This is a genomic window from Pandoraea horticolens (genome assembly GCF_902459555.1).
Lineage (GTDB): Bacteria > Pseudomonadota > Gammaproteobacteria > Burkholderiales > Burkholderiaceae > Pandoraea > Pandoraea horticolens.
Map to the genome: position 1 here is coordinate 48,326 of NZ_CABPSM010000020.1, position 22,751 is coordinate 71,076.

Consider the following 22,751-nt stretch of genomic DNA (forward strand, 5'->3'; position numbering starts at 1 on the left):
TGTCATCCCAGATGGATCGTCTCGCCGTCAATCGACACGGATGGCGCGCTGACGTCGACCTTCTCGCCCGAGAGTTTCAGCGTTTGCGCGTCGACTTTGTAAGTCACGGCCTGCAGGGACGAATCGACATACTTTTTCTTGTCTTTTACGCCCACTTCCTCCTTGTCGGCCGAGACCTGTTTTGTCTTCGCGGCGGTCTCCTGCTTGTTCTCGAAGACCTTCTTTGTGACGGCCTGTTTCATCTCAATAACGCCTTGCAACGCAATGTCGATCTTGGTTCCGACGGTCACAAGGTTCTGCTGACCATACGTCATCGACGTTGCCATTCCCAAGGTGATCGACGTGGTCAATCCCTCGTAGACGTCCAGCGTGGCAACTGCGTGGTTCCTCACTATGAGGCCGGCCTCTGCGCTCGCCTTGAACCACTTGCCAGCCTCGCTTTTCGAATCGCCGAAATTTCCCTGAGCAGGCGGCGACGAGGATGAGGATGTTGGCAAGATCGGACTGCCGACTATTTTCTCTGAATAGGCGCCGTGCACGACGCGCATCGACGATGCCGAGCCCATCTCGATATGCGCGTCCGACGTCATTTCCAGTCCGGGCTGCTTCGCTTGTCCCAGCTTGATGCTGGTATTTGCCACCGGCGTTGCCAAATGGATGCGTTGATTGCCGCGCTTGTCGTCCAGCACGAACTGATTTCCGCCTGCCGTACGCAGCACGTTTTGCTTGGCGTTTTGCTCCAGCACGACATTTGGATTCTCCGAGTTGGCGACGGCGCCAGCGATGTATGGCCGGTCGGGATCGCCATTCAAAAATGCCACAATGACCTCGGTGCCCTTGAGCAGCGGCAAGTGCATGCCATGCTGCGCACCGGCGTAGGGCGACATCAGCCGCAGCCAAGCCGACGAGCGCAGGGTTGCTTTATCGGTGTGCTGAAAGGGGAACCGCACCTTGTAGCATCCGTACTCGTTCAAGTGCGCGTAAGGTTCATCGCCTTCGGCGTCGATGATCGCACTGACGGTTTGGGTAATGATGGGACTGCGGATTTCCAAGTCGGGGCGGAATTGCACTTCTTCCGGCAAGGCGATGAACTCGTTGCGGTAGTCCTCCAGCACGGCGTCGGTCTCGTTCGGGACTCCCACTGCTTGCTCGCGTTGGCGTCCGGGGACCAGTTGTCCGCCCTCGTGGCGCAGCCCGATCAATTGATAGCCTGAATTGAAATCCTCGCGAGGATGGTCGGCAAGACGCACTTTCGCCCCTGCCGAGAGCATCGGCACGTGACTCAGGCCGCGATACTCCCGCGCACGGCATCCGGCCGCCTGCGCGCGCAACCGTGCCAAGCGCCGACCTTCTTCTTCAGTGTCGAAATGTTCGCCGTATAAAGCGCGCTCGCCATAGTGCCCGCCATCCACTGGTGCATCGATGTGCAGGTCGAGGGCCGCGTGGGAGCCGGCGAAATCACGCAGCACGACCTTGCTGAGCACCGGTCGAACTTCCACTGAAAAGCGCTCTACGGCTGCATCCAAGTGCCTCCCCCGGCGCGTGGACGCGAGCCGGTAGGCCAGCGGAGTTGCGTCACCTGTCTGATATGACCGATCACCGCAAAACACCACCGCTTCGCAATCATCGAGTTGCTCGAAGTAGTAATAAACGCCTTGTCGTGCTAGCCGGCGCGTCAAAAAATCAAGGCAATTCTCGTCGAACTGGCAGACGAAGTTGGTCTTCGTGGCCGCGATGTCCGGTCCCGACATGCAAATGCGAAAGTCGTAGCGCTTATCCCCTCGCTCACCTTCGATGCCCAGTTCCCCCAGGAGCATGATCCTGCGCACAATCTCCGGTAACGTCTGGTCAAGGTACACGTCCGAAAACCGGTAGTCAGCCAGCCCCGCCAGCCGCGGCATCAACACGACACGGTAACAGGCCCATTCGGCGTCGTTGTCGAGCTGAAAAGCTTCACGCACGGTACCGTGGAAATGGCGCGACATGCCGTTTTCCAGTTTGATACGGAAGCGCCCATGCGCGCCCAGCAGCGCCATCAGATCATGTGCGTTGTCGCGCGCCAACAAAGTCAGCTCGATACGATAGGGTTGCGAGATTTTCTCCTCGCCGCTCCAGCGCAAAACGAAGAAGGTGTCCGGTGCGAAGTTCGTGCATTCGAACGTGAACAAGCTTGCGCTCGGATTTGCCTCAGCCATGTTTATGCTTCCCCTCCTTGAATGGCGCCGCGCGCGGGCGACGCCATAGGCCGCGTCAAAACGGCTTGCACGCTCTCGTCCACGATGACGGACCATTTGCCCTGGCCGTCAATGCCGAGCCGCATGTTCGATACATCGCGGCCGGCGGATGCGGCCCCGAGCAGGAGGTCTGACATCCGCGGCAATATATGCTTGCGCAGGAGAAAATCGACGTTACGCGCGCCCGTCTCCGCCCTAGTGCAACGTTCGGCGATAGCTTCGATTACGTCGTTGTCAATCTGTAGGGTCACGCCGTGCGACGCCAGCAACTGCGCGGTCAGCTTGGCGAGCTTGAGGCGCACCACGCCGACCATCGCGTCGCGCGTCAGTGCGCCATACGGGACGATCGTCATGCGCGCCAGCAAAGGCGGCTTGAAATGCCGCTCAAGTACCGGCCGGATTCGCTCAGCGATGGTCCCAACCGTTGGCTGCCCGGCGTTGGTCTGCGCCAGCGCGGCGACGATTTCTTCACTGCCGAGATTACTCGTCAGAATCACCACGGTGTCGCTGAACTTGACCTCGCGCCCCTCGCCGTCGGCGAGCGTGCCTTTGTCGAACACTTGATAGAACAGGTTCACGACATCCAGATGCGCCTTCTCCACCTCGTCCAACAGCACTACCGAGTAGGGCCGGCGCCGCACTGCTTCGGTCAGCACGCCACCTTCGCCATAGCCGACGTAGCCCGGCGGAGAGCCGACCAGGCGGCTCACCGTGTGGCGTTCCTGGAATTCGCTCATGTTGATGGTGATGAGGGCTTGTTCGCCCCCGAACAATTGCTCGGCCAGGGCAATAGCCGTCTCGGTCTTACCCACGCCGCTGGGGCCAACCAGCAGAAAAACCCCTAGGGGATGCGCCGGGTCCTTCAGCCCCGAGGCCGCCGATTTGAGCATGTCGGCGATGGCATCCAGACCCGCGTCTTGCCCTCGAATACGATCCTTAAGTGTGTCTGCGAGCCCTAGCATGGCAGCAGCGCCGTCGCGTTTCAGTCTGCCCAGGGGGATGCCGGTCCAGTCCGATACTACGCGTGCCACGACCTCCGGCGTCACCTCGGTAAAGAGCAGAGGGGCATCGCCCTGACATCGTTCGAGCGCGGATTGCGCCGCCGCGAGCTCGGTTAGCAAATCCGGCTCACAAGCCGGGGCGGCCGCTTGGGTGACGCGCGCCCGCAGATCAAACACAGGCTGCGCCACGGCCCTCTCAAGCGCCCAGCGCGCATGCAGCCGGTTCAATTCCTCGGTCTTCTGCACTTCGCACGCATGGATCTCGGCGAGGCGTGCGGTCTGTGCTTCTCTACCGTACTTTGCGTCGCGCTGCAGCGCGATGCGTTCGCGTCTCATGCCCGCCAGCGCCCGCTCAATCGATTCGATGGCATAGGGCTTGACGTCCAGTCCGATCTTGACGCGGGCGGCAGCCATATCGACCAGATCAACCGCCTTGTCTGGCAGGTGCCTGCCCGTGATGTAACGGCTCGACAGTTCGGCGGCGGCCACCAGAGCGTCGTCGCGTATCGCTACGCCGTGCTCGGCTTCGTAGCCGTCTTTCAGGCCTCTCAGGATGTGCACGGTCACTGAGACATCCGGCTCATCGAGCCTGACGGGTTGGAAGCGCCGGGCAAGGGCCGCGTCCTTCTCGAAGTACTTCTTGTATTCGGCCCAGGTGGTCGCGGCGATAGTTCGCAATTCACCGCGCGCGAGGGCTGGCTTGAGCAGGTTGGCCGCGTCGCTGCCGCCTGCCGGGCCACCCGCGCCGATCAGCATGTGGGCCTCATCGATGAATAGAATGCTCGGCGTGGTCGACGTCTTGATCTCGTCGATCACGCCGCGCAGCCGGTTCTCGAATTCACCCTTGGTGCTCGCCCCTGCTTCCAGCAGACCTAGATCGAGCGCAAGCACGCGTACGTCGGCAAGAAACGCAGGTACGTCGCCTTGCGCTATACGTAAAGCCAGCGCCTCGACTACGGCGGTTTTGCCGACACCCGGATCGCCCACGCAGATCGGATTGTTTTTTCGTCGGCGCGCAAGAATGTCGACAATCTGCCGGATTTCAGCGTCGCGGCCGAAGACCGGATCGATCTTTCCCGCGCGGGCGCTAGCGGTGAAGTCCTCGCAGAAACGCGCAATGGATGAGCCTTCCGGGGCACCACATGTGGTCCCGCCGACGAACGGCACGGCGTGTTCATTTAGCTCCGCGCCAAGTGGCTCTTCGTTGGATCGCTCGGTAAGCGCGGCAAAATCAGCGCTTGCTGCGTCGGCGTGCATCGCACATAACAAGCCGTCGTAGGCCGAGCCGGCGATGTAATAGCGTGCATGAGAGCGCAGCGCGATCAGCAGCGCACCGCCGCGGATGTGGGTTTGGCCCAGCGTGATGGAGGCCGCGAGCCAAGCGTCTTGCAGCCACTCGGTGAGCAGCGGCGAAAACACAGGCCGGGCCGCACTACCGCGCTTCAATTTGGCGAGCTGCGCCTCGAGCGCAGCGGCAAGACGTGCGACGTCGATCCCAAAATGCGCGAGCATCAACGGGACGTCGCTGTGCGGGTCGTCGAGTAGCTTGAGCAGGAAATGCTCGATGGCAATCTCGTAATGACCGCGTGTCAGGCACATACCTGCGGCGTCCTCAAGTGCCCGGCGGGTATGAGGATTGAGCCGCGCGAAGAGTAGCTTGAGCTCAACTTGCAACATGGATGTCCCCAAGTGCGGGGCATGGCTCGCATTCGCCCAGCGGCAGAGCGAACCGGGCGACGAATACGTCCGTGTCTTGCCTCTGCCCAGCAAGCCACGTGTCAAGCCCCAGGCGTCCCCAACGCCGCCCGCCCAGCGTGGCCGGTTCACACTCTAAAGGGTCAAGCAGTACGGCCAACTCGCAATGGATCGGGTCGTGCAGGTACAGCGCAATGTCGCGGCTCAGCATGGCGTATGCCTCGCCGCCAGGCAGCAGCGTCTCGAAACAACGCGCGTGGACCGGACCGATACGAATCTCGGCCGTGCCGTTGCAATGGGTGGCGTCCTGCCCTATCAGCGTCTCACCTATGCAAGCGCTTGACTGCCCGAGTGCACAGCGGTTTTCCTGCGGCACGGGCACACGCCGGGTCACGCACGGGGTGACGCTCACGGGCGCTTCACCTAACAGCCCACGGACCAGGGTTTCCAGGCCCAACGCGGAGCGTGGAAACTGGCTGAACAGGCCTGCAAAGTGCAGCAGGCGCGGATTGACCGGCGTCGCCGTATCGCCGCGCATCTGGCCGATGAGTGCGAATAGATAGTCGCTGCCGCGCGTTCCGTCCCACTCGGCGCAGGCAATCCAGATCCGGTATTTCTCCCATGCTGAAAACAACATCGGATAGATGGCCGCGTGCAACACGTCGAGAAAGTCGCGCGTAGTCGTCCGCCCGTTGCGTCTTTCATTGATGAGGTCTTCCGTGTAGAACGTGGGCAACGGCGAGGACACGCCGTACAGTCCGAAAAAGTTCGCGACCACGCGCCAAATGCCATTGGAATCGTCGTGTGCGATATGCGCGACGTCCTCGCTCGGGAAAGCGAGGCTCAGGTTGGGCTGCACACGCACGCTCGCGCGGAAGGCGTCGTCGTCAGCAAATGCCGCGCGCATCAGACGCAAGGCCTGGAAGAAGGCCAAGGGCGTTCGGTGCGCGCCCTCGCTCATGATGAATGAGCGCAGTGCTTCTTGTGCCGATGCCGGTACGCCGCTTAAAGCAGGCGCTGCCGGCCGATCTTCGGTGGCCATTGCAGAATCTCTCCAGAAACGGAATCGCGTAGCGTCAGCGCCGAGAACGTATTCAGGTTGGTGATGCCCGCGAAGAACTCGTCGAGCACCGTGCCGAACAGAAATAGGTCGCCGAGATTGACGAATTGATCACCGCGGCAGGTGAGTTCGAGACGATTGCCCTCCACGGCCGAGCCGCGTATAAAGCGCCGCTCGTGATGCGACTCGAACTTCTCAATTGCGTTGATGCGCTGGACCAGTGCTTGGTCGCCCTGGGTGGGACACCCCTCCGGCAGATGCAGTGTGAGCAGGTTGCACAATTGGTCACGGTTCGCCAGGCGCGCGTGGTTCGCGCTCAGGAGAGATAACATCCGCCACAGCAGGCGCTCGCCCATCAGCGGCTGCCGATACGGCGTGATACCTCGGATGTTGCCGAACGACATGCGCGCCGGCGTCGTATCGGCGTTTTGCGAGATATCGCCCAGACGCAAACCTTCGGGCAATTTCCCCTGGGTGCAGGTCAGTCGCAACGACAAGGTCTGCGGCGTGATGTCCGGTACCTCGCCGCGTGCATACGGAATTCCGATGTAATGGTCATAGCCTTCGCCCACCACCGACGGCGCGATGCGCACGTGGTAGATGCGCCGGTCCGCCTCGAACGCACCGAATGGCCGATATGGCACCTCACCGGTTTGTGCGGCATGCGCCGTGACCGATTTGACGCGATAGATCTGCTCGCTCTGGCGCCCGGGCTGCCTTGACGGCCGGATGTGGTACTCAGCTTGGCGGTGGTCCAGCGAAATCGGGTGCGCATCGTCTTCGAACATATTGACGACCGGGGTGGCATTGAGGGCCAGGCTGGCAACGTGCACCTCCGGTGCCCAGGCCGGTAGCGAGTCGAACATGAAACGTAGGGTGAAGCGCCCGGAGTTGCCTCGCTCGCTCCAGCGATCCAGACCGCACACGTCGACGAAAAGGAACTTCTCGTGAAAGACGAAATACTCGCGCAGCAGGTTGTACGCCGGCTGCACATTATCCTCGTCGGGCAGCAGCGGCAGGTCGGGACGTAGCCCCGCCAGTTCGACGGCCGAAGGTGGCAACACGGTGAGCGGCCCATCGGGGGCGCAGACCCTGATCTCACGCACGTGCCGTGCGAGCAGCAGCAGCAGGCGCGTGGCTTCGGAAAATCCGTCCGCGAGGTAAAAGCGCAGTCGGTTTGTTCGCCAGGCGTTCACGTCCTCGCCATCAAAGGACAGCTCCAGCAGCAGAGAATGCCCCCCGACGCCGTGGCGGTCCCAGTGGACCGAGTGCAGCGTCACCGGTTCGACCGACACCGGGAAAACCGTGCGGAAAATGGCGCGCACGTTGTCGATCGGCACTGACGCCACCTCCACGCAGGCCGGGATCTGGACCGTCTGGGCGACGGGGGCTTTAGGCGTGAACTTCAGCACCGACATGCAGGGCATCGGCCGAAGATACTGCGGAAACAGCAGATGGGCCAGTTCCTGTATGAACTCCGGAAATTCGTCGTCGAGCCGTTGGTGCACTAGCCCCGTCAGAAACGCCGTCCCTTCGAGCAGACGTTCGACATCAGGGTCGGGCGCCACGCCGCCGCCCAAAAGCGGCGCCAGCGCCGGGTTGCGAGCGGCAAACTCGGCAGCCAGGCTGCGCAAATGAGTCAGCTCCCGCTCGTAGTAAGTGCTAAACATGGCAAGTCCTTACAATGCTCGCTCGGTTCCTTTTGCCCCATTCACGTGCGAAGTACCGAGGCATGACCATCCGACGACAAGCGCGTGGTTAGCCGGATAGGGACGTCCCGGCCATCGACGCCGAGATTTCCCTCGATGGTGTATGACAACGACAACACATCCTGCGATTCGATCTGCTCGACACGCGGGGCCTTCAGTCGCGGCTCATAACGCTGCAGCACACGGGCAATTTCGACGGCGATCTGTTGCGTGGTGCCCGCCGTGGCGGTGCCTGCGAGATTGGTGAAGTCAGGAACGCCGAATTCTGGATCGATCGGCACGCTGCCCTGGCGCGTATTCAAAATACGCGTCAGGTGCGCAAGTATCGATTCGATCAAAACATCAACGCGCGTCACGTGCGAACGCTCGTCATCTACTTCATATGCGGCTATTCGCTCCAACAATCGGCGTTCCTTCATGCGCTCTCCACACACGAGCGCGCCACCACCTCCGCCCCCTGCCCTGCCCCGCGGCGTTTCCCCCGGGCAGGCGTCAGGGGGCGTCGCCTCAGCGCGGTGCGGTCCACGAGTCCTCGCTCTCGATGCCGTCCTTGATCCATGTCCAGACGATCTTCTGGTAGGAAAAACCGATACTCTCCATATGGCCCAATTTCTCGTTCTCGGGCAGCAGGACATTCGGCACCCAGTCCTCGGCCTCGAACACAGCGGCGTTCTGCAGCTTGATCGTGTAGTACTTCTCCTCCGTACCGCCGGAGGTGAAGCGCCAGAACTCTAGAAGCACCTCGCTCATCTGTTCGCCGGAGCACAGCGCCTGAAAGAGCTTGGGCGACGATTTGTCAATTTCCTTGACAATGCTCATTCCCACGTGCCGACGCACGCTGGAGGGGGCTCCCGTCTGCTCGTTCTTGGGCAATTCGACGCGCAGCTTCATGGCTTGCACAAGAATCTTCCCCTCGTGGCCCCGGACGCTGCACGAACCTTCGATCTTCCCTTGTTTGTCGCCAGTCAGCGATAGATAGCATGGCATTGGCATGGTCTAATCCTCACAATAAAAGTGGCTGAAAAACAGCGGTATTTAGCGTTTCCGACGATCAGTCCCCCTTAGCTTTTGTCCAGCTTGCCCACTAAAGACAGCGTGAACGACGCACCCATGTACTTGAAATGCGGGCGCACCTTCAGCTCCACACGATACCGGCCCGAGTCGCCGGCGACGTCCGATACAACGATTTCCGCCTGCCGTAGCGGCCGACGGCTGCGCACGCCTAGTGCTGGAGTGTCCATATCGGCCACATACTGGCGGATCCAATGATTGAGCTCCGCTTCCAGGTCTGCGCGCTCTTTCCAGGTGCCAATGTTCTCGCGCTGAATCACCTTGATGTAGTGCGCCAGACGGCTAACCAGGTAGATGTACGGTAGCTGCGTGCCGAGCTTGAAATTCAATTCGGCTTGCTTCCCTTCAACCGTGTTGCCAAAGAACTTCGGTTTCTGGCAGGCGTTGGCTGAGAAAAACGCGGCGTTGTCGGTGTTCTTCCGCATCGTCAGGGCGATGAAGCCTTGCTCGGCGAGTTCGTACTCGCGCCGCTCCGAGATCAGCGCCTCGGTCGGAATCTTGGCCTGCATTTCGCCCATCGCTTCGTAGTGGTAGACGGGCAAATCGCTAACCGTGCCGCCACCCTGCGGGCCAATGATGTTGGCGCACCAGCGGTATTGGGCAAAACTGTCCGCCAGACGGCTGGCGAACGCGAATGCGGCGTTCCCCCACAGAAAGCGCGAGCTTCCGGCCTCGACCGACTCTTCGTAGTGGAATTTCCTGGCCGGCACGGTATTTTTGCCATAGGGCAAGCGCAGCAGGAACTGGGGTACCGTCAGGCCAACGAAGCGCGCGTCTTCGATTTGCCGAAACGCGTGCCACTTAGCGAACTGCGGCCCCTCGAAGACTGCGGCCAGGTCCTTGAGGTTGGGCAATTCGGCAAATGAATCGACGCCAAAGAATTGCGGCCCCGCAGCGGCCACGAACGGTGCGTGCGCCATCGACGCAACACTGGCAAGCGATTGCAGCAGCTTGATGTCTTGTGGACCTGGCGTGAGCTCGTAATTGCCAACGATGGTGCCGAATGGTTCCCCGCCGAATTGCCCGAACTCGGCGGAGTAGACCGCCTTGTACAACCCTGATCGGGTAATATCGGGCGCATCCTCGAAATCCTGCAGCAGCGAGTCTTTGGCGACATCGAGAATCTCGATGCGGTTGTTTTCCCGGAAGTCGGTTCGATCCACCAGGAACTTCAGCGAGCGCCACGCACTTTCCAGTTTCTGGAATTGGGCATGATGCAAAATCTCATCGACCTGCGCGCACAACTTGGCGTCGATCGCCGCGATCATCTCGTCGACCAGCGCTTGGCTGACCTTCGACACGGCGCGGTCTGGCTCGAGCAGTTCGGCGACGAAGGCCTCGAGACCTCGCCGTGTCACAGCGTACGCAGCATCTCCAGGACGCATACGAGTGATCTCGACCAGTTCGTCGAGAATGGACTCAGGCGGTGTGATGCAGGCAGCTTGGCCGCCTGATTCCGGTGTCTTGTGGGGTGTCGAATTGGCCACGATCATCACTCCTTAGTCGACTCGCCCACGCCAAGCTCGGCGAGCAGGCGTTCGCGCATTTGCGGTTCAGCGATCAGCATCTCGATGCGCTTGCGGAAGGCCGGCAAATTACCCAGCGGGCCCATGAGAGCCTTTAGCGCACTGCGCAGTTCGATGAGCTGCTTGAGTTCCGGCACCTGTTCGACCAGGGCGTCCGGTTCGAAGTCACGCAGACTCTCGAACTTCAGTTTGACGTCCAGAGACTCGTCGAGCGCCGTATCGTTGATCAATCGGTTAGGAACGCTCAGAGTCAGCGACAACCCTTGCGCCTTCATCACCCCGTCGAAATTGTCGCGGTCGATCTGGATCGTGTCGCGCTCATCGAGCGGCACGTCGGAGGCGCGCAGCGTGAAGTCCCCCAACACCAACTGCTTGAAGGGGAGTTCCACGTCCTCCTTAGCATCCCCGGTTGCGGATTTGTAAACGATATTGACCCGCTCTCTGGGGGCCGCCGAGCCTTTTTCGTCAGCCATCTTAAGCTCCTGTACAGTCCACTACACCCGGCTTGCGCGTACGCGCAAGTCGCCAAGCCGTAGAAAAGTCGAGCATCGCCAACCGCGCCAATAGGTCACTCCTCTCGTGATGGTCAAACGCCTCTTGCTCAGCGGTGGCCGCCAATGCCAAGGCATCTCGCGCCAGCGCAGGTTCCCATTGCATCAACCGATGGGTTTCGATGTTCTGGACCAGGGGCGCGGATAGCGCTGCGAGCGCGTAACCGACACCGGCACCGGCGAAATCCCTGATCAGTTCGCACTGTGCAAGATGCGCGAGAAACTGGTCACGTTTTGCCACTGCGTAGCTACGCCTTCTGTCCAGTGCTTCGAGCGCCTCGTCGAGCCGGCCTGCGGCTGCGCAGGCTCGCATCTCGTGGAGGACGCGTGCCCAGTCGTCGTCAGGCGCAGCGTCTTGCGGCTCGTTCTGACGGATGTGCGGTGCGATGGCCTCGAGCCAGGCCACGGTGGCCGAATCGGCGAACGGCATGCCATCGGAAAACTTCAGGCTAGGCAGGCTCGGTATGCGCCCCACGAAATACGAGGTCTGCGCAGCAACATCTTGAGCGGCGGCTGCAGCTCCCGCTCGCTGCAGCGAGTGGTGCGTGACGCGGCACAAATCGAGCCAGAAAGGAGCGCTTGTCAACTGCGTTTGCGCGAGACGCGCCGCGGCAAAGGGCTCAGCACTCTCAGCGAACTTTGCGAGGGCATTCTTCACCACGTCGGGGGGCGGCGGCACATGCGTCACGCCATTCGTTGCGTGGGGGGCAGCGTCAACGAAAGCCCAAGCCGCAATGGCATTCAGGCGATAGGCGAAAGGCTCGAACGGCCGCTCGCTGAAACAACGGTCGAGCAACGGCCCTAGTGCGCGGAAAGCTCGTTCAGTGGACTGCTCCAGTGTTTCGAACTCGCCCGAGTCAGGCACCAGCGCGGTAAGTCCGTCATTTTCAGTCGCTGTGTGTTCAGTATCGACCGGCGCACAAACAAGCGCCGTCGGCAGGGCGGTAAATAGACCCGACACGCGAGAGAACTCCGGCCCATTGGAGTCGTGCTGGCGCCAGCAGTTTTCGATTTCGTTCCAATGGGACACCATGTCCGCCAACACCGGCGGCGGTAGCGGCGTAAGCTTGGGCAGCCGGTCGTTAGCCAGATCCTGCTCGAGCTTTGTCAACAGCCAATCGATTAGATTACGACGGCCGCGCAGACGGTTGGGCGGTGGAAACAGGGTATCCCAATGTAGCGTGAGGAGATCGCGAAGCACGCACACACCACGCGCCAAACCGGCGAGGCCGTCGAGCTGCAGCCATCCGATGACGAGCCATACCGTGACAGCGAGATCTTTGCCATCATCCCGCAGGATGGACTGGGCGTGCGATACGACCGACGGCCATTCGATCACCGCGCTCGCGTGAATATCGGTCAGTTTGCTGATTTCAGCCTGAAGGAGTTCAAAATCCTCTCCCGTACGCACCCCATCACGTGAGGGCGCAGATATCTCGCAGTTGCCAATGTCACCATTCGCTATCATTGCGCCTTTTCCCGAAGAAATACTCACTGAGTATGCTCATTTATTTTCCCGAACCAATTCTATATCTTTGCGACTTGGAATTCGGTTTAACTATCAATACTATTCATACGACATTAATGTCAATGTAACTAATAAATTATTCATATTTAATGAATGAATTCATATTTCTTTGAAATGTCAGTACCGCACATTTGTTGCGCAGAGTTCTTTTTCAAACAATCAAGCAATTAGAGCGTCACTCGACGCCTAATCGTGGGTTTCTGACACGTATTCAGGTCTCTACGCAGCCCGTCAACCTCTCGTTCTTCGCCAGCGTTGTCAGCACAGGGTGCCTGCTTGAAGCTAAGCGATGGAAATCGCAGGACTTCACACTGAACCGCGTTACGCGACCGCCCCGACGGTGACACGTTAATTGTGATAACTTCATAAATAGATATTCATTAGAAAATTATTAAAATAAGTTGAAAATTTGTTTTTTTACTTGTTTTATTTTTTGAAATTCAAATGATGAAATATAGCCAATTTAAGAATCTGGTTGCCTTGCAGCTGCAGGATTGGCGTCCTCTGGGGTGCGCGAGTGAAACTGGGGGGAGCGGGCTGTCGATGGTGTCGCAGCGACTCACCTTGTCGTATGCTTTTCGATCTGTATGGGAAATCGATGCTCGAATCGACGGGTGAGAAAATTCGCTATCGCCTGTGCATCGCCCGCTTCTCTTGCTTGCTGCATGCGTCGAGTGGCACTGAGCGATTTATGCAATTTTCCGGTCGGGCTGCGGGCTACTATCGGTCCCGACGCTGAGATCGCGTGATGCGCTAGGTTAAGTGCGTTGCTGAGAGGGACACCTTCCATTACGCGGGGCATCGTCAAAGCAAACAGTTGTCTCCCCACCAATCATCGAATCGAAATCGAGAGGCCGACGTGATGCCAATTTCAGGAGGCTCAGCCTCTTCTGTCCAGTCCGCTGCCGTTTCGGCGACAGCGGCTGCTGTACCCCGAAGGCAGCAGAAGAGGATGGCAGCCGATGTTGCTACGGTATCTTCCAGCGTGTCGACAGTACCTTCATCGCAGCATATGCCCGGCGAGGCTCAGAGGCGGATCATTTCAAATTTGCGCCCCCCAAGAGACTCGCTGAATTTGGCCCTAACCAGCAAACACGTGCATCTGGTGGCCAGCAATCGTCTGCGTGAGGACTAAATCGATTAGAAGATCCGTCATGGGGTGACCAATTCCGAAGCCTTTACGGAATTGTTGGGGGAGATCGCGCGAACCGAGGCAAGCGCGCGCGGTGCGCTTCTTGGGCGTCTCATCGCAGAGATCCCATGGATGCGCTATCGAATGTCCACTCGGCAAATCCAGCAACCGATAGGCATGGAAACCACAGAGCCGCGGTTCCAGACAGCCGAGCAATCGGCATTTGAGCAGTCTCTTAACGCAATTCACCAATTGCCCGACAAGCACCGCGCCAATCCGCTCTACCCCCTAGCCAGGGTTTTCAGTGACCACGAAGCAAGGAGCGTCTCTCTCAAAGACCCTGCAACCGTATTCAATCGCCTTCTCGACGCGGTCAACGAGATTTTTTCAGTCAGGCGAGAATAGCGACCAAGGTAGCGACGAAGCAATCGCAGCAGGCGTCCCGCCAGATGATTGGCTGAGTGGAGCGTTAGTCCTTGCGATATGTTGGCTACCGGAAAGCGCTCGGGCGGAAGCTACAACCTGTACTCTCAACACAATCACAAAACCCGGCGCACTCTGCGACGACCTGCACACGAAACTTGCCGAATTGGATGCCTGGCATTGAGCTTCCCCTGAGGTTTCGTGTCCAGTAGCAGGTCGCGTGCCGACTCGCTCCAAAGGAGAGGAAACGATGTTCAAGGTGCGGTAATCCCGCCCACGGAACCGTCGGGATCGGAAATAGAATTTTCTCGTTGGAGAGTTCTGCAGAATGACGAAGTCGCGCAATGGCTGGCGCTGTTGGCTTCGGTGGCGATATAGTGCCTGGCGTCGGGGCGTGCTCTCCCCGTGGTGTTTGGCCCCAGCGCTTAGGCAAGCGGTGCCAGCAGGTCACTCACGAGCCGCATCTCGTCTCCGAAGGCAAGTCGCGCCCGCTTACGCCGGCCCTAAGCACGTATAGGATGTCGATCAGTTCGGCACGTTACGATGTAGAAAAGCCGCGGGGGGGTTCCTCTTGCACCGCGGCTTCGTTGGTGGGAGCAATGGTTCGTCCAGATTCTCCGGCTCTTGCCCCCTACTTCGAGGCGGCAGACGCATATACAGTTGGGTAATTGCATTGCAACTCGATCAGAATCACGGCTTCGGTTACTCTCGTATCGCTCGCCCAAATTCGCACCTCTTCGGGTACAGAGGGATGCGCAAGCATTTCTCGGATTTTAGGATCGAATGTCCGGTTATGAGGTTGGCTCGCTACCGTGTCGAAAGCCAACGCAGTGTTGTCTCCCGAGTGCGTTGGCAATTGATGGATAGCGTTCGTTTCTGATCCATGAATAGCTAAAGTCGCGGCGGGTGGTACAGGAATAGCGACCGGTACGGGCTGACGCGGCAGCGTCACTTGTTTTCGCCCGATCCCGGCAAATCGCGCAGGCTCACGCGAGGGAGGCGGTGGCCGCACCGGCCCGAGGGCAGCGCCTCGCTGAGCGAGTCCAACTTCGGGATCTCCGAACGTTGACATGGCCGGAGACGTTGACGTTGTGCTCAGAGTCCGAAAACTTAGACCCGTATTCGCCGATATAGTGGAAAACGATAGACCATCATAGCGCGGCGGATCCGGCGGCGGAAAACTATTGGCGTTGCCTTGCTCGTGGGGCACGGCCCCGTATTCAGCATCGCCTTGCTGGGGCGAACGTACAATGACATCACTTGGCAACATCAATTTGGGCGTCTGTAGAAAGCCCTCCAAGGGGCGAGTGCCATAAGTATGCCCTACGCCAAATAGGGCGACCTGCACCTGCTCATGTTGCCCGAGCGCGTCATAGGCTTTGCTGAGGCGGGCGAAGGTTTCTTCAACCACCGCCCTGTGCACCGATGCGATCCGTGCGGCCATCGTTATGCTGAGACCCGTCCCCCTATCGAGAAGGAGGTTCTGCGTACGGCGCAGTTCGTCAGGGCTCGCGGATCTGATACGCTCGCTCAGTTTTTGCATCGTTTTGTTCGACACCTTCGTCGGATGCCCAAAATTCAACTTCCGCGCCACGGCCTGCTCCAAACTATCGGAACCGCGGATTTGGCGCCGCCCCAGCATGGAATTCACCGCAAGTTGAAGGTTCATGATCGCGCTCTCGAATTGTCAGGGATTTTGGAAGGCTCGGATTCGATCGCTAACGGTCTCAGATTTCCGGGCCTTGATCTATCACAAAACGGTAATGGCGGTGAGCGCAACAGAATCCACCCATGCTGTTATCGGCCTGATCCCGTTGATGGCAGTGACGACGCTCCCGGGCAGGCGAAGCCGCGCCGATTTGTTCCGCGTCGGTCGCTTATACCGCAGCGGGCCAAGGCAACAATGGAGCAATGGGACGCGGACTACCTCGTTATGAGGCGTCACGGTAGCCGATGCGGTACACGAGTTCGGTGGACAGGCAAGGTAAGCCGCGCATGGCGTCGCTCCAGCCTGTCTGGTATTGGCGAATTTCGACTGTGTGCTTTGCTGTTGCAGACAATTGGTGAGTCGAACCCGGCGGCACGTCGCCTGACACCCTGGCATTGGCATACGGATCCTGAGAAATGAGCCGCTGGCCCAGGCCCCCCTGAACCTGTCCAATGGTTGTCGGTGGTTTGAAGGGCAACGAGAGTTGGCTCAGGCTCGACGACGGTCGGGACCGCCCGTCAGCCTGCCTGACTTCACGCACGTTGGCGGCCAGCATAGTAGGCCTCGCCGACGCCTTCGTTGGAGGCTGCGGGAAGCGGACTGCTCTAGCGCCGAAAACGGGATGCATGGACTCACCTCACCTCGCGAAAGCTCTTTTTGATCGCGGCGGCCCGATCATCGTTGGCAGCCCACCGTGCGTTTTTTCATTGTCGCAGAGCCCCACCATCCATACTTGCATGAATCGCTCTTTCGGCATCAGGTAAATGTAGCGATTTATCCGACGTAGCGCACTACATCGTCGCCAATCGACCCACATTCCTCGGGAGGATTGACGCTGATCTCCATTGCGCGCAGGCGCGTTTATATCACCGAAAACGCGAGCAGCGACATTTCGAAAAAGTCCGATTTTTGAGGCGCGAGGCTCACCGAATGTGAGCTCTTGAGCGGTATGGTTCCAGACTCTGTTGCGCTCCGGAACTGTGCTATGGTGGCGAGGCCGGCAAGCAAGTTACGTGTTGGAGTACGAAAAATGGACAACTCTGATTTAATCATTCGGATCATTCGCGCATTTAATTCATTGCCTTCGGCCATAAAAGATCGCAAACGCTTTCGAGAACTTTTGAGCCACCTCGACGAGATAAAGCGGATCGTCGTAGACAAGCGCCCTCCGAGGTTGGCGGTTGTCGGACGACGCGGCGCGGGTAAAAGCGCGCTATTCAACGCACTGGTCGACAGGAAAATTCTGCTTGAAGGCGAAGTCGACACGACAAGCACTTGCTCATGGCAAAGCTACAAGTTACAAGACGAAGTTGAAATTTCTTGGATAGACACGCCGGGTCTCGGTGCCGGGCAATTGAAGACCGAGCGCGTTCAGTTGCTACAACTGGAGTTCGGCCGCAGGCCTCCGGACGTGTTGATTTTTGTCCACAAAGCGTCGGAGGTTGACTCCGACATCGATGCTACGCTCGACGATTTGCAGCAGATCGTCGAATGTACCGGCGAGGAGAGCGCGCGTGCTGAGTTGATCGTGGTTCTCAATCAGGTGGACGGAATTCGCTCGCCGCTGGACTTGGTGCCTCCTTACACGAAAGAAAAACAAGATCGAATCGCATTGATACAGAAGAAGTTGGAGTGGCATTTGGAACGCCGGGGCATTAAATACAAATGCGTAGTCCCGGCAGTTGCCTATTTCGATGATGAGCATGATCTTCGGTTCAACATCGAAGGCGTCGCGACGGAGATTGGTCGCTCGATTCCGTCGGAGGCCATGTTGGGCGCCTCTGCAGCCTTGAAGTTCAATGGCTTTAAGCGAGAGATTGCGTCGAAGATCGTGAGTCTATGCGCCGTGGCTGCGTCATGCATTGCCCTTATCCCAATCCCGCTATCGGACATCATTCCGCTGACTGCATTACAGGCCCTGATGATTTCCTTGATTGGCGTTCTGGGCGGAAAGACACTATCCGACATTGAGATCCGCGAGTTCATCGTGGCACTTGGATTACTTGTGGCAACTGCGACTGCCGCGCGCCAAATCGTTAGAACGGTACTGCCGCTTCTGGGTACGGGAGTATCCGTCGCTGTTGCTGGTGCGACGACCAGGGGGATCGGGGCTGCGGCCATCGCTCACTATATCGATGGTGAGTCGCTACACGAGGCAAGGAAAAAGCTGCGTTCGCTCATCAAGTAGCCATCCGGGGGATCCTGGGTCCGCCGCAACGCGGCCCCATGGATTCCTACTGGTCTTTGACTCCACTATGCTCATGCCTGGCTTTCGCCGCCGCCGATGGCGCGATCGTTTTCTGATAGCCGTGAATTCCACGAAAGGACATCATTGAGTCGTCGGATCGATTTAATCGACCGGCATAAGATTGCGCTCGCTAATCGCTCAGCAAGAGCGGCGAGTGCATAGTTACCGCTGCGCGATGCTCCCATCAATTATGAAAATAATGTGGTCTCCGAGTTTCACCGGTTTCGCGGTGGGGACCTTGCTGGACAGGAATGCGGATTCAGTGCTCATGGCCCAAGGAAGGTTTTTGAACCAAACTCCCGCTCTGCTCAACGCAATAAAACTCATTGGACTGGACCGGGACGAGGACACCGCTGTGCGGGCGGCTCGGGATGCAGATAACCTGTCGATCCTGGCAAGCACACCGCTTCAGTCATACCCCTATCGGTAGGCGGCTATGGCAGCGTCCAGGAATTGGGCAGGGAGGCATTCTCGAAACTGCGCGAACGTTAGGAGCACGCCTTGACAGCACCTGTGGAGGCTGAAGTTCCACGATCAGGAACACGCGTGCACCCTCAAACCGTAGTCCCCGAAATGCATCACGCTGCTTTCCAAACGAGGTTGCAAATGATTGAGAACTCGGCTGTCGTCGAACATATGGAAGTGGGGGCTGTAGACGGTTCTGCGCGGGTAGTTGCTCTACGCATCGTGTATACAAGCCCTGACGATGATTTCCAGGTGCCTCGAAAATCACCGATGTATATTCTTCAGCCTCAACAGGCTGACGAGTTGATTGAGGCGCTGACCAATGCGTTAGAAATGCCTTCAGACGTGAACCGTACGACTTGAACTGACGCAAACCCTCCCCCTCCCGGAGGCTGCCCGAGCGCAGCGCGTTCAATAGCGCCGGTCGACGCCGGTGTCGCAGCAAGCCGACCTCGTTGACCCAGCGTTGTTCAGTGCGTATTAGCAGCGCAAACTTGGGCCTGGCTTGCTGCGGCCTCCCGATCGTGGCGTCCAATATGCCAGGCGGCGTATCGCGATCCGGGGGCCACTTACCTACACGACGACCACTACGCTGGTGGGTAACATTCATTTCGGCCCGGGCTTTGTAACCCAATCCACAACCGTCAGAGGCCGGTCAATCTCACTGATCTTGGCGGTGGCCTCGGCAAGGGCACGGCGTACGACGAACGCCACAAGGGCCGCCGCAATCGACAACAACGCTGCGGCACCAAATTCCCACGTTCGGGAATCCAGGTCCCGTACCCCCGTGGTTGAGGCAACTTGCGGCAGCGTGCCGGCGGGAGCGCTCAGCGGCGCTTCGACGATATCGCAACGCGGCCCAACTGCACCTTCCTGCCCGGCGTCGTCCCCCACTTGCGCGACAACAACGCCAGTCGGCCCCATTTCGTCGCACTCTTCGCGACCTGACGGTCCGAGCAGTTCGAGGCCGTAGCGCGGGATAGTTCGAACGAGTTGCTTCGGCAATCCGAGTTGATCCAGACTGTTGCGCAACTGAGTAACCAGTTGGTAATAGCTTGCATCTGTGACTACTACACCTACGCTCGTCCAAATGTGCTGGATCAATGCCTCCTTCGTCTGAGGTCCCCCCAACAGTTGTTGGAGGAGACGTGATTCATTGCGGGACAGGTATTTCTGTTGACCGTTCTTCGAGTTAGCAAGTATGCGAGTCGTCGAATCGAAGATCATATCGATTCGAGTCCCGCTCGCAAGAAGTTGTTCATTCGTCATTCGCATATACCTTATAGAAAGTTCATCTTAGCCACGCCGTTACAAAATGGCATGCAAATTGATCGGGGTTGTGCATGGCGCCCATTAAATGAGGCCTGATCAAACAGGTGGATTACCCACTGGCCCATGGATTCCGTGCAAATAAGATGCCCATGCCGCCCCGAATCGATCTTCTGCCGAACTGGCGCTAGCACAAGCCAGTCTGCTGCTGGTCACGGAGGCTTCTGGTCAACTGCAAAGCGTTGCAGCCGGCAGCAGGCGCATGGCAAAACACACTGCGAGCATAGGCCACCCGGTTTGCCGTCTAATTCAAGTTCATCCATAGAAGATCAATATATTTCGTTCACGTAGGTTAAACGCCTGGTCCTTTGATACTCGGACCAGGAATCGAAGTGAAGTGAATACCTATGCGAAGCTCCCTCGGTCCGAGTTTCAGATGGATACAACCGGTCGCACGCATGAATGCGATCAAAACGGCACGAGTTTTCGAGCCGCCACGAAGGTGGTTAGTCTGGGGACAAAGGCGCTCTAGACGGTCGACGCTGCGGCGCGCACCATCTCGGCTAGACATCTGACGCGATCAGACACCCTTGTAGAACTCGGAACCCGAAGAGTTCCATTTTTTTCCATTCTTCCCGAACGGAAATGTGGGGCGACCGAACTTGTGGGCGAAACGTCAGATGACGCTCATCATCAGCACTTAGCTTGTACATATTTCCGCGATGGACCAGCCGACCATCCGGTGGCGGGTGCTCGCGGTGTTGCTCTTATCCCGCTGAGATCGCATGCTTTCGGACTGCGATCAAAAACACCTTTGGCTTCTTTCTGTTGCGCTCCATTCTCTCAAAAGTTGGGATCTCTACCAAGCCCGATGAGACTCGCCGAAGTTAATAGCTCAACTCCCAGATTAAGGAGATTTCACAACGTTTTGCATTGACGCCCACATGTTTTTTATAGTATTAGGAGACGTTCGGAATGCAATTTCCTCGCTCTTCATATGATTGTTTGCCGACGGACCACAGCGACCGACGTAAATCGTGTCGATGAAATGACCGCTGGGTTCGAGCGGCCACACGAGCAATCGCAAAGATCAATGCCGCAACGCTTCGGCGTGACACGATGGACGTGGAGCGAAGTGTTGGTGTCCGAGGAGGTACTGCAGCGCTCACCGGCTATGCGGTTCTGTATCGAACATATCGGGCCGGCTTCGACGGACTCGGGATCCAGCATCTGTTCGTCGATCCGATGTGGCGCAATCAACGTGTCGAAAGCGCACTGATTGCCGGTGCCGCGATGACGGCAATCGGCGCGATAGTGCGGAATATCGACGCTTGGCGACTTTACCAACGAATGGTGCTTGGGCTATCGAAACACGCCCCGGCGCGCGCTTTCTTCTCAGCCCCAGCAAGAGTCTCAGGCAACTGCCATGTAGTCCTAAGCAAGCCGCTGGCGGGACTTGCCTCCCGAAGCTGCGTTCAACGTGCTGTTGCGACGGTGGCAAAAATCCCTTTAAGCCTCCGGCAGTTCAGAGTCTTCATCCTTTCGTGGATTTGCAAATTGACGGTATTGCCTCTGCGGAGGCCAGCGCGATTTTGTAGTCAAGGACAATAACGCTGGCCAGATATGGAGCAGCGAAGCTCTTGAAGGCGTCGTGTGCCGAATCGTAGAATTGTGGATCCGTCACGATTGGCCTGCCGACGTAGAAATTCCGATCACCCTCGGAACAGAAGGTGACCAGGAACACATCGTCAATCGCCAGATCGTTTTGCTCGCCGGAGTTCTGTGTGCCGACTTCGATGCTAATGTTGTATTTTTTTCCGCCCGGTCGCTGCACTTGGTTCTGGAGCGCCAAGAATCTCTCTCTCACTGATTGGCGCTCAGACGCGGTAGCTGTTATCCGATAACGAAACGCGACGACGTGGCGGATCGGCAGAGCATTGTACGCGTGATCGGTGAATACTTCCGGGCCATACTTATCCAGCGCGAGATAGAGAGTTTGCGCCGGGGTGAGCCGGGCAGTCATATTTTGCGCATGTGCGCTGTTGGCAAAGAAAGCGACGCAGAGCATTACGTATATAGGCCAGTATTTCATAGCGCCCCCCGTTTCAGGGTGCGATGCCCACGACCTGCCACCGCCCCCAGGTTACCGCGCCGCCCCATGTCACGACGGTGCCATGCCGGCGCGACGCCGTGACGCCGCGCACGCCGAGCTTGCGCACGAGCGCCCATAACCCACACATAACTTCGAGCGAGTGCGTCGCTCGGTTCGTCATCGGATTGCGTCGGCTGGACGGTGGTCGGCTGTGCCACGGACATCTCTCTCAAAAGTAGTCAGAACAACCATGCTTATCGGCGGACGAGGACCGCTTCTGCCACGTTGGCCCCGACTAAATCAGGCATCTGGCGTGCCTGATAAAAAAACTGTGAATCGGGCAATGACTTGATGGAAGAACTGTCGCCACCGCTTACCGCCGCGCCCCGACTCACTATGCCTCCCCCGCCTTTGACCGCCACGAACACTTCGGTGTTCCCATACACGGCCCGGATGTCCTGAGCCTGAGTCACTGCGGCAGGCGCATTACCCGCCCGCCCCCACCACGAGGCAGTGACCTCCTCAACGTCGCAATATCGTCGGTAATTGTGGGTGGCACCACGCCGCCGTAGCCGGCACACCTGTCCAATGCAGTGCTATCTGAACATGTACCAGACGCTTTTCGTGCCGTCACCGGCGGGCTGCCCAGCCAATACCGCCGTAGGCCTAAGCTACCGGCATCTGCGGCGCCGGACGGGTCATTCGAATGTGCGGTTTCAGCAGTTCTGGCAGGCGCCCCACCTTGGCGCCGACTGGGCAAGACGGGGGCTGCGGTAACCGCGAATCGCCGGACGTCATGGCGATTCTCCGCTAGCGCCGGGGCATGTAGGCAGGTTTGCCGAACTTCCATAAAGCCATATACAAAGACCGTAGCCAACTATTGGGATTGCTAGTATGCGTATCAAAACGATACCGATACTGTCGGCATTCCATACTTTCTACGGTCGCGAATGTTCTTCACCCGCCGCTTTTTCTTATCCCTGCCGATGAGATCCGCGAAGACTTGAGCATGCTGCACGAAGTACCGAGCAACCAGCTC

General features: G+C 58.5%; 17 protein-coding genes. 3 read left to right on the forward strand and 14 right to left on the reverse strand.

All coding sequences use genetic code 11. The features are described from left to right. Positions 1 to 2: 2 nt before the first annotated feature. The 9 genes from PHO31112_RS23580 to tssA all read right to left on the reverse strand — a co-directional run bounded on the left by PHO31112_RS23580 (position 3) and on the right by tssA (position 12,342). Positions 3 to 2,168 (reverse strand): type VI secretion system Vgr family protein, encoded by a 2,166-nt coding sequence (locus tag PHO31112_RS23580; protein WP_174995857.1) that lies wholly within the window; start codon positions 2,166 to 2,168, stop codon positions 3 to 5. 29 nt (positions 2,169 to 2,197) lie between these two features. Beyond that, positions 2,198 to 4,912 (reverse strand): type VI secretion system ATPase TssH, encoded by a 2,715-nt coding sequence (gene tssH / locus PHO31112_RS23585; protein ID WP_150623691.1) that lies wholly within the window; start codon positions 4,910 to 4,912, stop codon positions 2,198 to 2,200. Further along, the gene (tssG, locus tag PHO31112_RS23590) at positions 4,899 to 5,972 is read right to left on the reverse strand and encodes a type VI secretion system baseplate subunit TssG (RefSeq protein ID WP_150623649.1); all 1,074 of its coding nucleotides are present in this window, start codon (positions 5,970 to 5,972) and stop codon (positions 4,899 to 4,901) included. The genes tssH and tssG overlap by 14 nt, the downstream gene beginning before the upstream one ends. Then, positions 5,936 to 7,660 (reverse strand): type VI secretion system baseplate subunit TssF, encoded by a 1,725-nt coding sequence (tssF, locus tag PHO31112_RS23595; protein ID WP_150623651.1) that lies wholly within the window; start codon positions 7,658 to 7,660, stop codon positions 5,936 to 5,938. The genes tssG and tssF overlap by 37 nt, the downstream gene beginning before the upstream one ends. 41 nt (positions 7,661 to 7,701) lie before the next feature. Next, positions 7,702 to 8,118, reverse strand: coding sequence for a type VI secretion system baseplate subunit TssE (tssE, locus tag PHO31112_RS23600; protein ID WP_150623653.1), 417 nt, complete (start codon positions 8,116 to 8,118; stop codon positions 7,702 to 7,704). 88 nt (positions 8,119 to 8,206) lie between these two features. Next, entirely contained in the window at positions 8,207 to 8,692 is a 486-nt protein-coding gene (locus PHO31112_RS23605; protein WP_150623655.1) for an Hcp family type VI secretion system effector, read from the reverse strand. A gap of 68 nt (positions 8,693 to 8,760) precedes the next feature. Further along, a complete protein-coding gene (gene tssC, locus PHO31112_RS23610; protein ID WP_246178511.1) occupies positions 8,761 to 10,203 on the reverse strand; it encodes a type VI secretion system contractile sheath large subunit in 1,443 nt (480 codons plus the stop codon). A gap of 59 nt (positions 10,204 to 10,262) precedes the next feature. Continuing rightward, positions 10,263 to 10,769, reverse strand: coding sequence for a type VI secretion system contractile sheath small subunit (gene tssB, locus PHO31112_RS23615; protein WP_150623659.1), 507 nt, complete (start codon positions 10,767 to 10,769; stop codon positions 10,263 to 10,265). Position 10,770: 1 nt separating this feature from the next. After that, a complete protein-coding gene (tssA, locus tag PHO31112_RS23620; protein ID WP_150623661.1) occupies positions 10,771 to 12,342 on the reverse strand; it encodes a type VI secretion system protein TssA in 1,572 nt (523 codons plus the stop codon). 1,192 nt (positions 12,343 to 13,534) lie between these two features. On the opposite strand from tssA, the gene PHO31112_RS23625 reads away from it, so the two are divergent. Further along, entirely contained in the window at positions 13,535 to 13,912 is a 378-nt protein-coding gene (locus PHO31112_RS23625; RefSeq protein ID WP_150623663.1) for a hypothetical protein, read from the forward strand. Between the two features lie 649 nt (positions 13,913 to 14,561). Here PHO31112_RS23625 and PHO31112_RS23630 read toward each other — a convergent pair. Together PHO31112_RS23630 and PHO31112_RS23635 are read right to left on the reverse strand one after the other, a co-directional pair. Continuing rightward, entirely contained in the window at positions 14,562 to 15,599 is a 1,038-nt protein-coding gene (locus PHO31112_RS23630; protein ID WP_150623665.1) for a hypothetical protein, read from the reverse strand. A 262-nt stretch (positions 15,600 to 15,861) separates the two neighbouring features. Then, positions 15,862 to 16,194 carry a hypothetical protein gene (locus PHO31112_RS23635; protein ID WP_150623667.1) on the reverse strand — a complete coding sequence of 111 codons (333 nt, stop codon included), beginning with the start codon at positions 16,192 to 16,194 and terminating at the stop codon, positions 15,862 to 15,864. A 474-nt stretch (positions 16,195 to 16,668) separates the two neighbouring features. Here PHO31112_RS23635 and PHO31112_RS23640 point away from each other — a divergent pair, with 474 nt between their 5' ends. Both PHO31112_RS23640 and PHO31112_RS23645 read left to right on the forward strand, forming a co-directional pair. Further along, complete coding sequence (locus tag PHO31112_RS23640; RefSeq protein ID WP_174995858.1) at positions 16,669 to 17,826, forward strand: GTPase family protein; 1,158 nt, start codon at positions 16,669 to 16,671, stop codon at positions 17,824 to 17,826. Between the two features lie 666 nt (positions 17,827 to 18,492). Then, complete coding sequence (locus PHO31112_RS23645; protein WP_150623671.1) at positions 18,493 to 18,714, forward strand: hypothetical protein; 222 nt, start codon at positions 18,493 to 18,495, stop codon at positions 18,712 to 18,714. Positions 18,715 to 18,957: 243 nt separating this feature from the next. Here the strand turns inward: PHO31112_RS23645 and PHO31112_RS23650 are convergent, their stop codons facing one another. The 3 genes from PHO31112_RS23650 to PHO31112_RS27265 form a co-directional block, all read right to left on the reverse strand. Beyond that, a complete protein-coding gene (locus PHO31112_RS23650; RefSeq protein ID WP_150623673.1) occupies positions 18,958 to 19,620 on the reverse strand; it encodes a winged helix-turn-helix domain-containing protein in 663 nt (220 codons plus the stop codon). Between the two features lie 1,534 nt (positions 19,621 to 21,154). Next, the gene (locus PHO31112_RS23655; protein ID WP_150623675.1) at positions 21,155 to 21,712 is read right to left on the reverse strand and encodes a Dabb family protein; all 558 of its coding nucleotides are present in this window, start codon (positions 21,710 to 21,712) and stop codon (positions 21,155 to 21,157) included. A gap of 13 nt (positions 21,713 to 21,725) precedes the next feature. Beyond that, entirely contained in the window at positions 21,726 to 21,893 is a 168-nt protein-coding gene (locus PHO31112_RS27265) for a hypothetical protein (RefSeq protein WP_174995859.1), read from the reverse strand. Positions 21,894 to 22,751 lie beyond the last annotated feature (858 nt).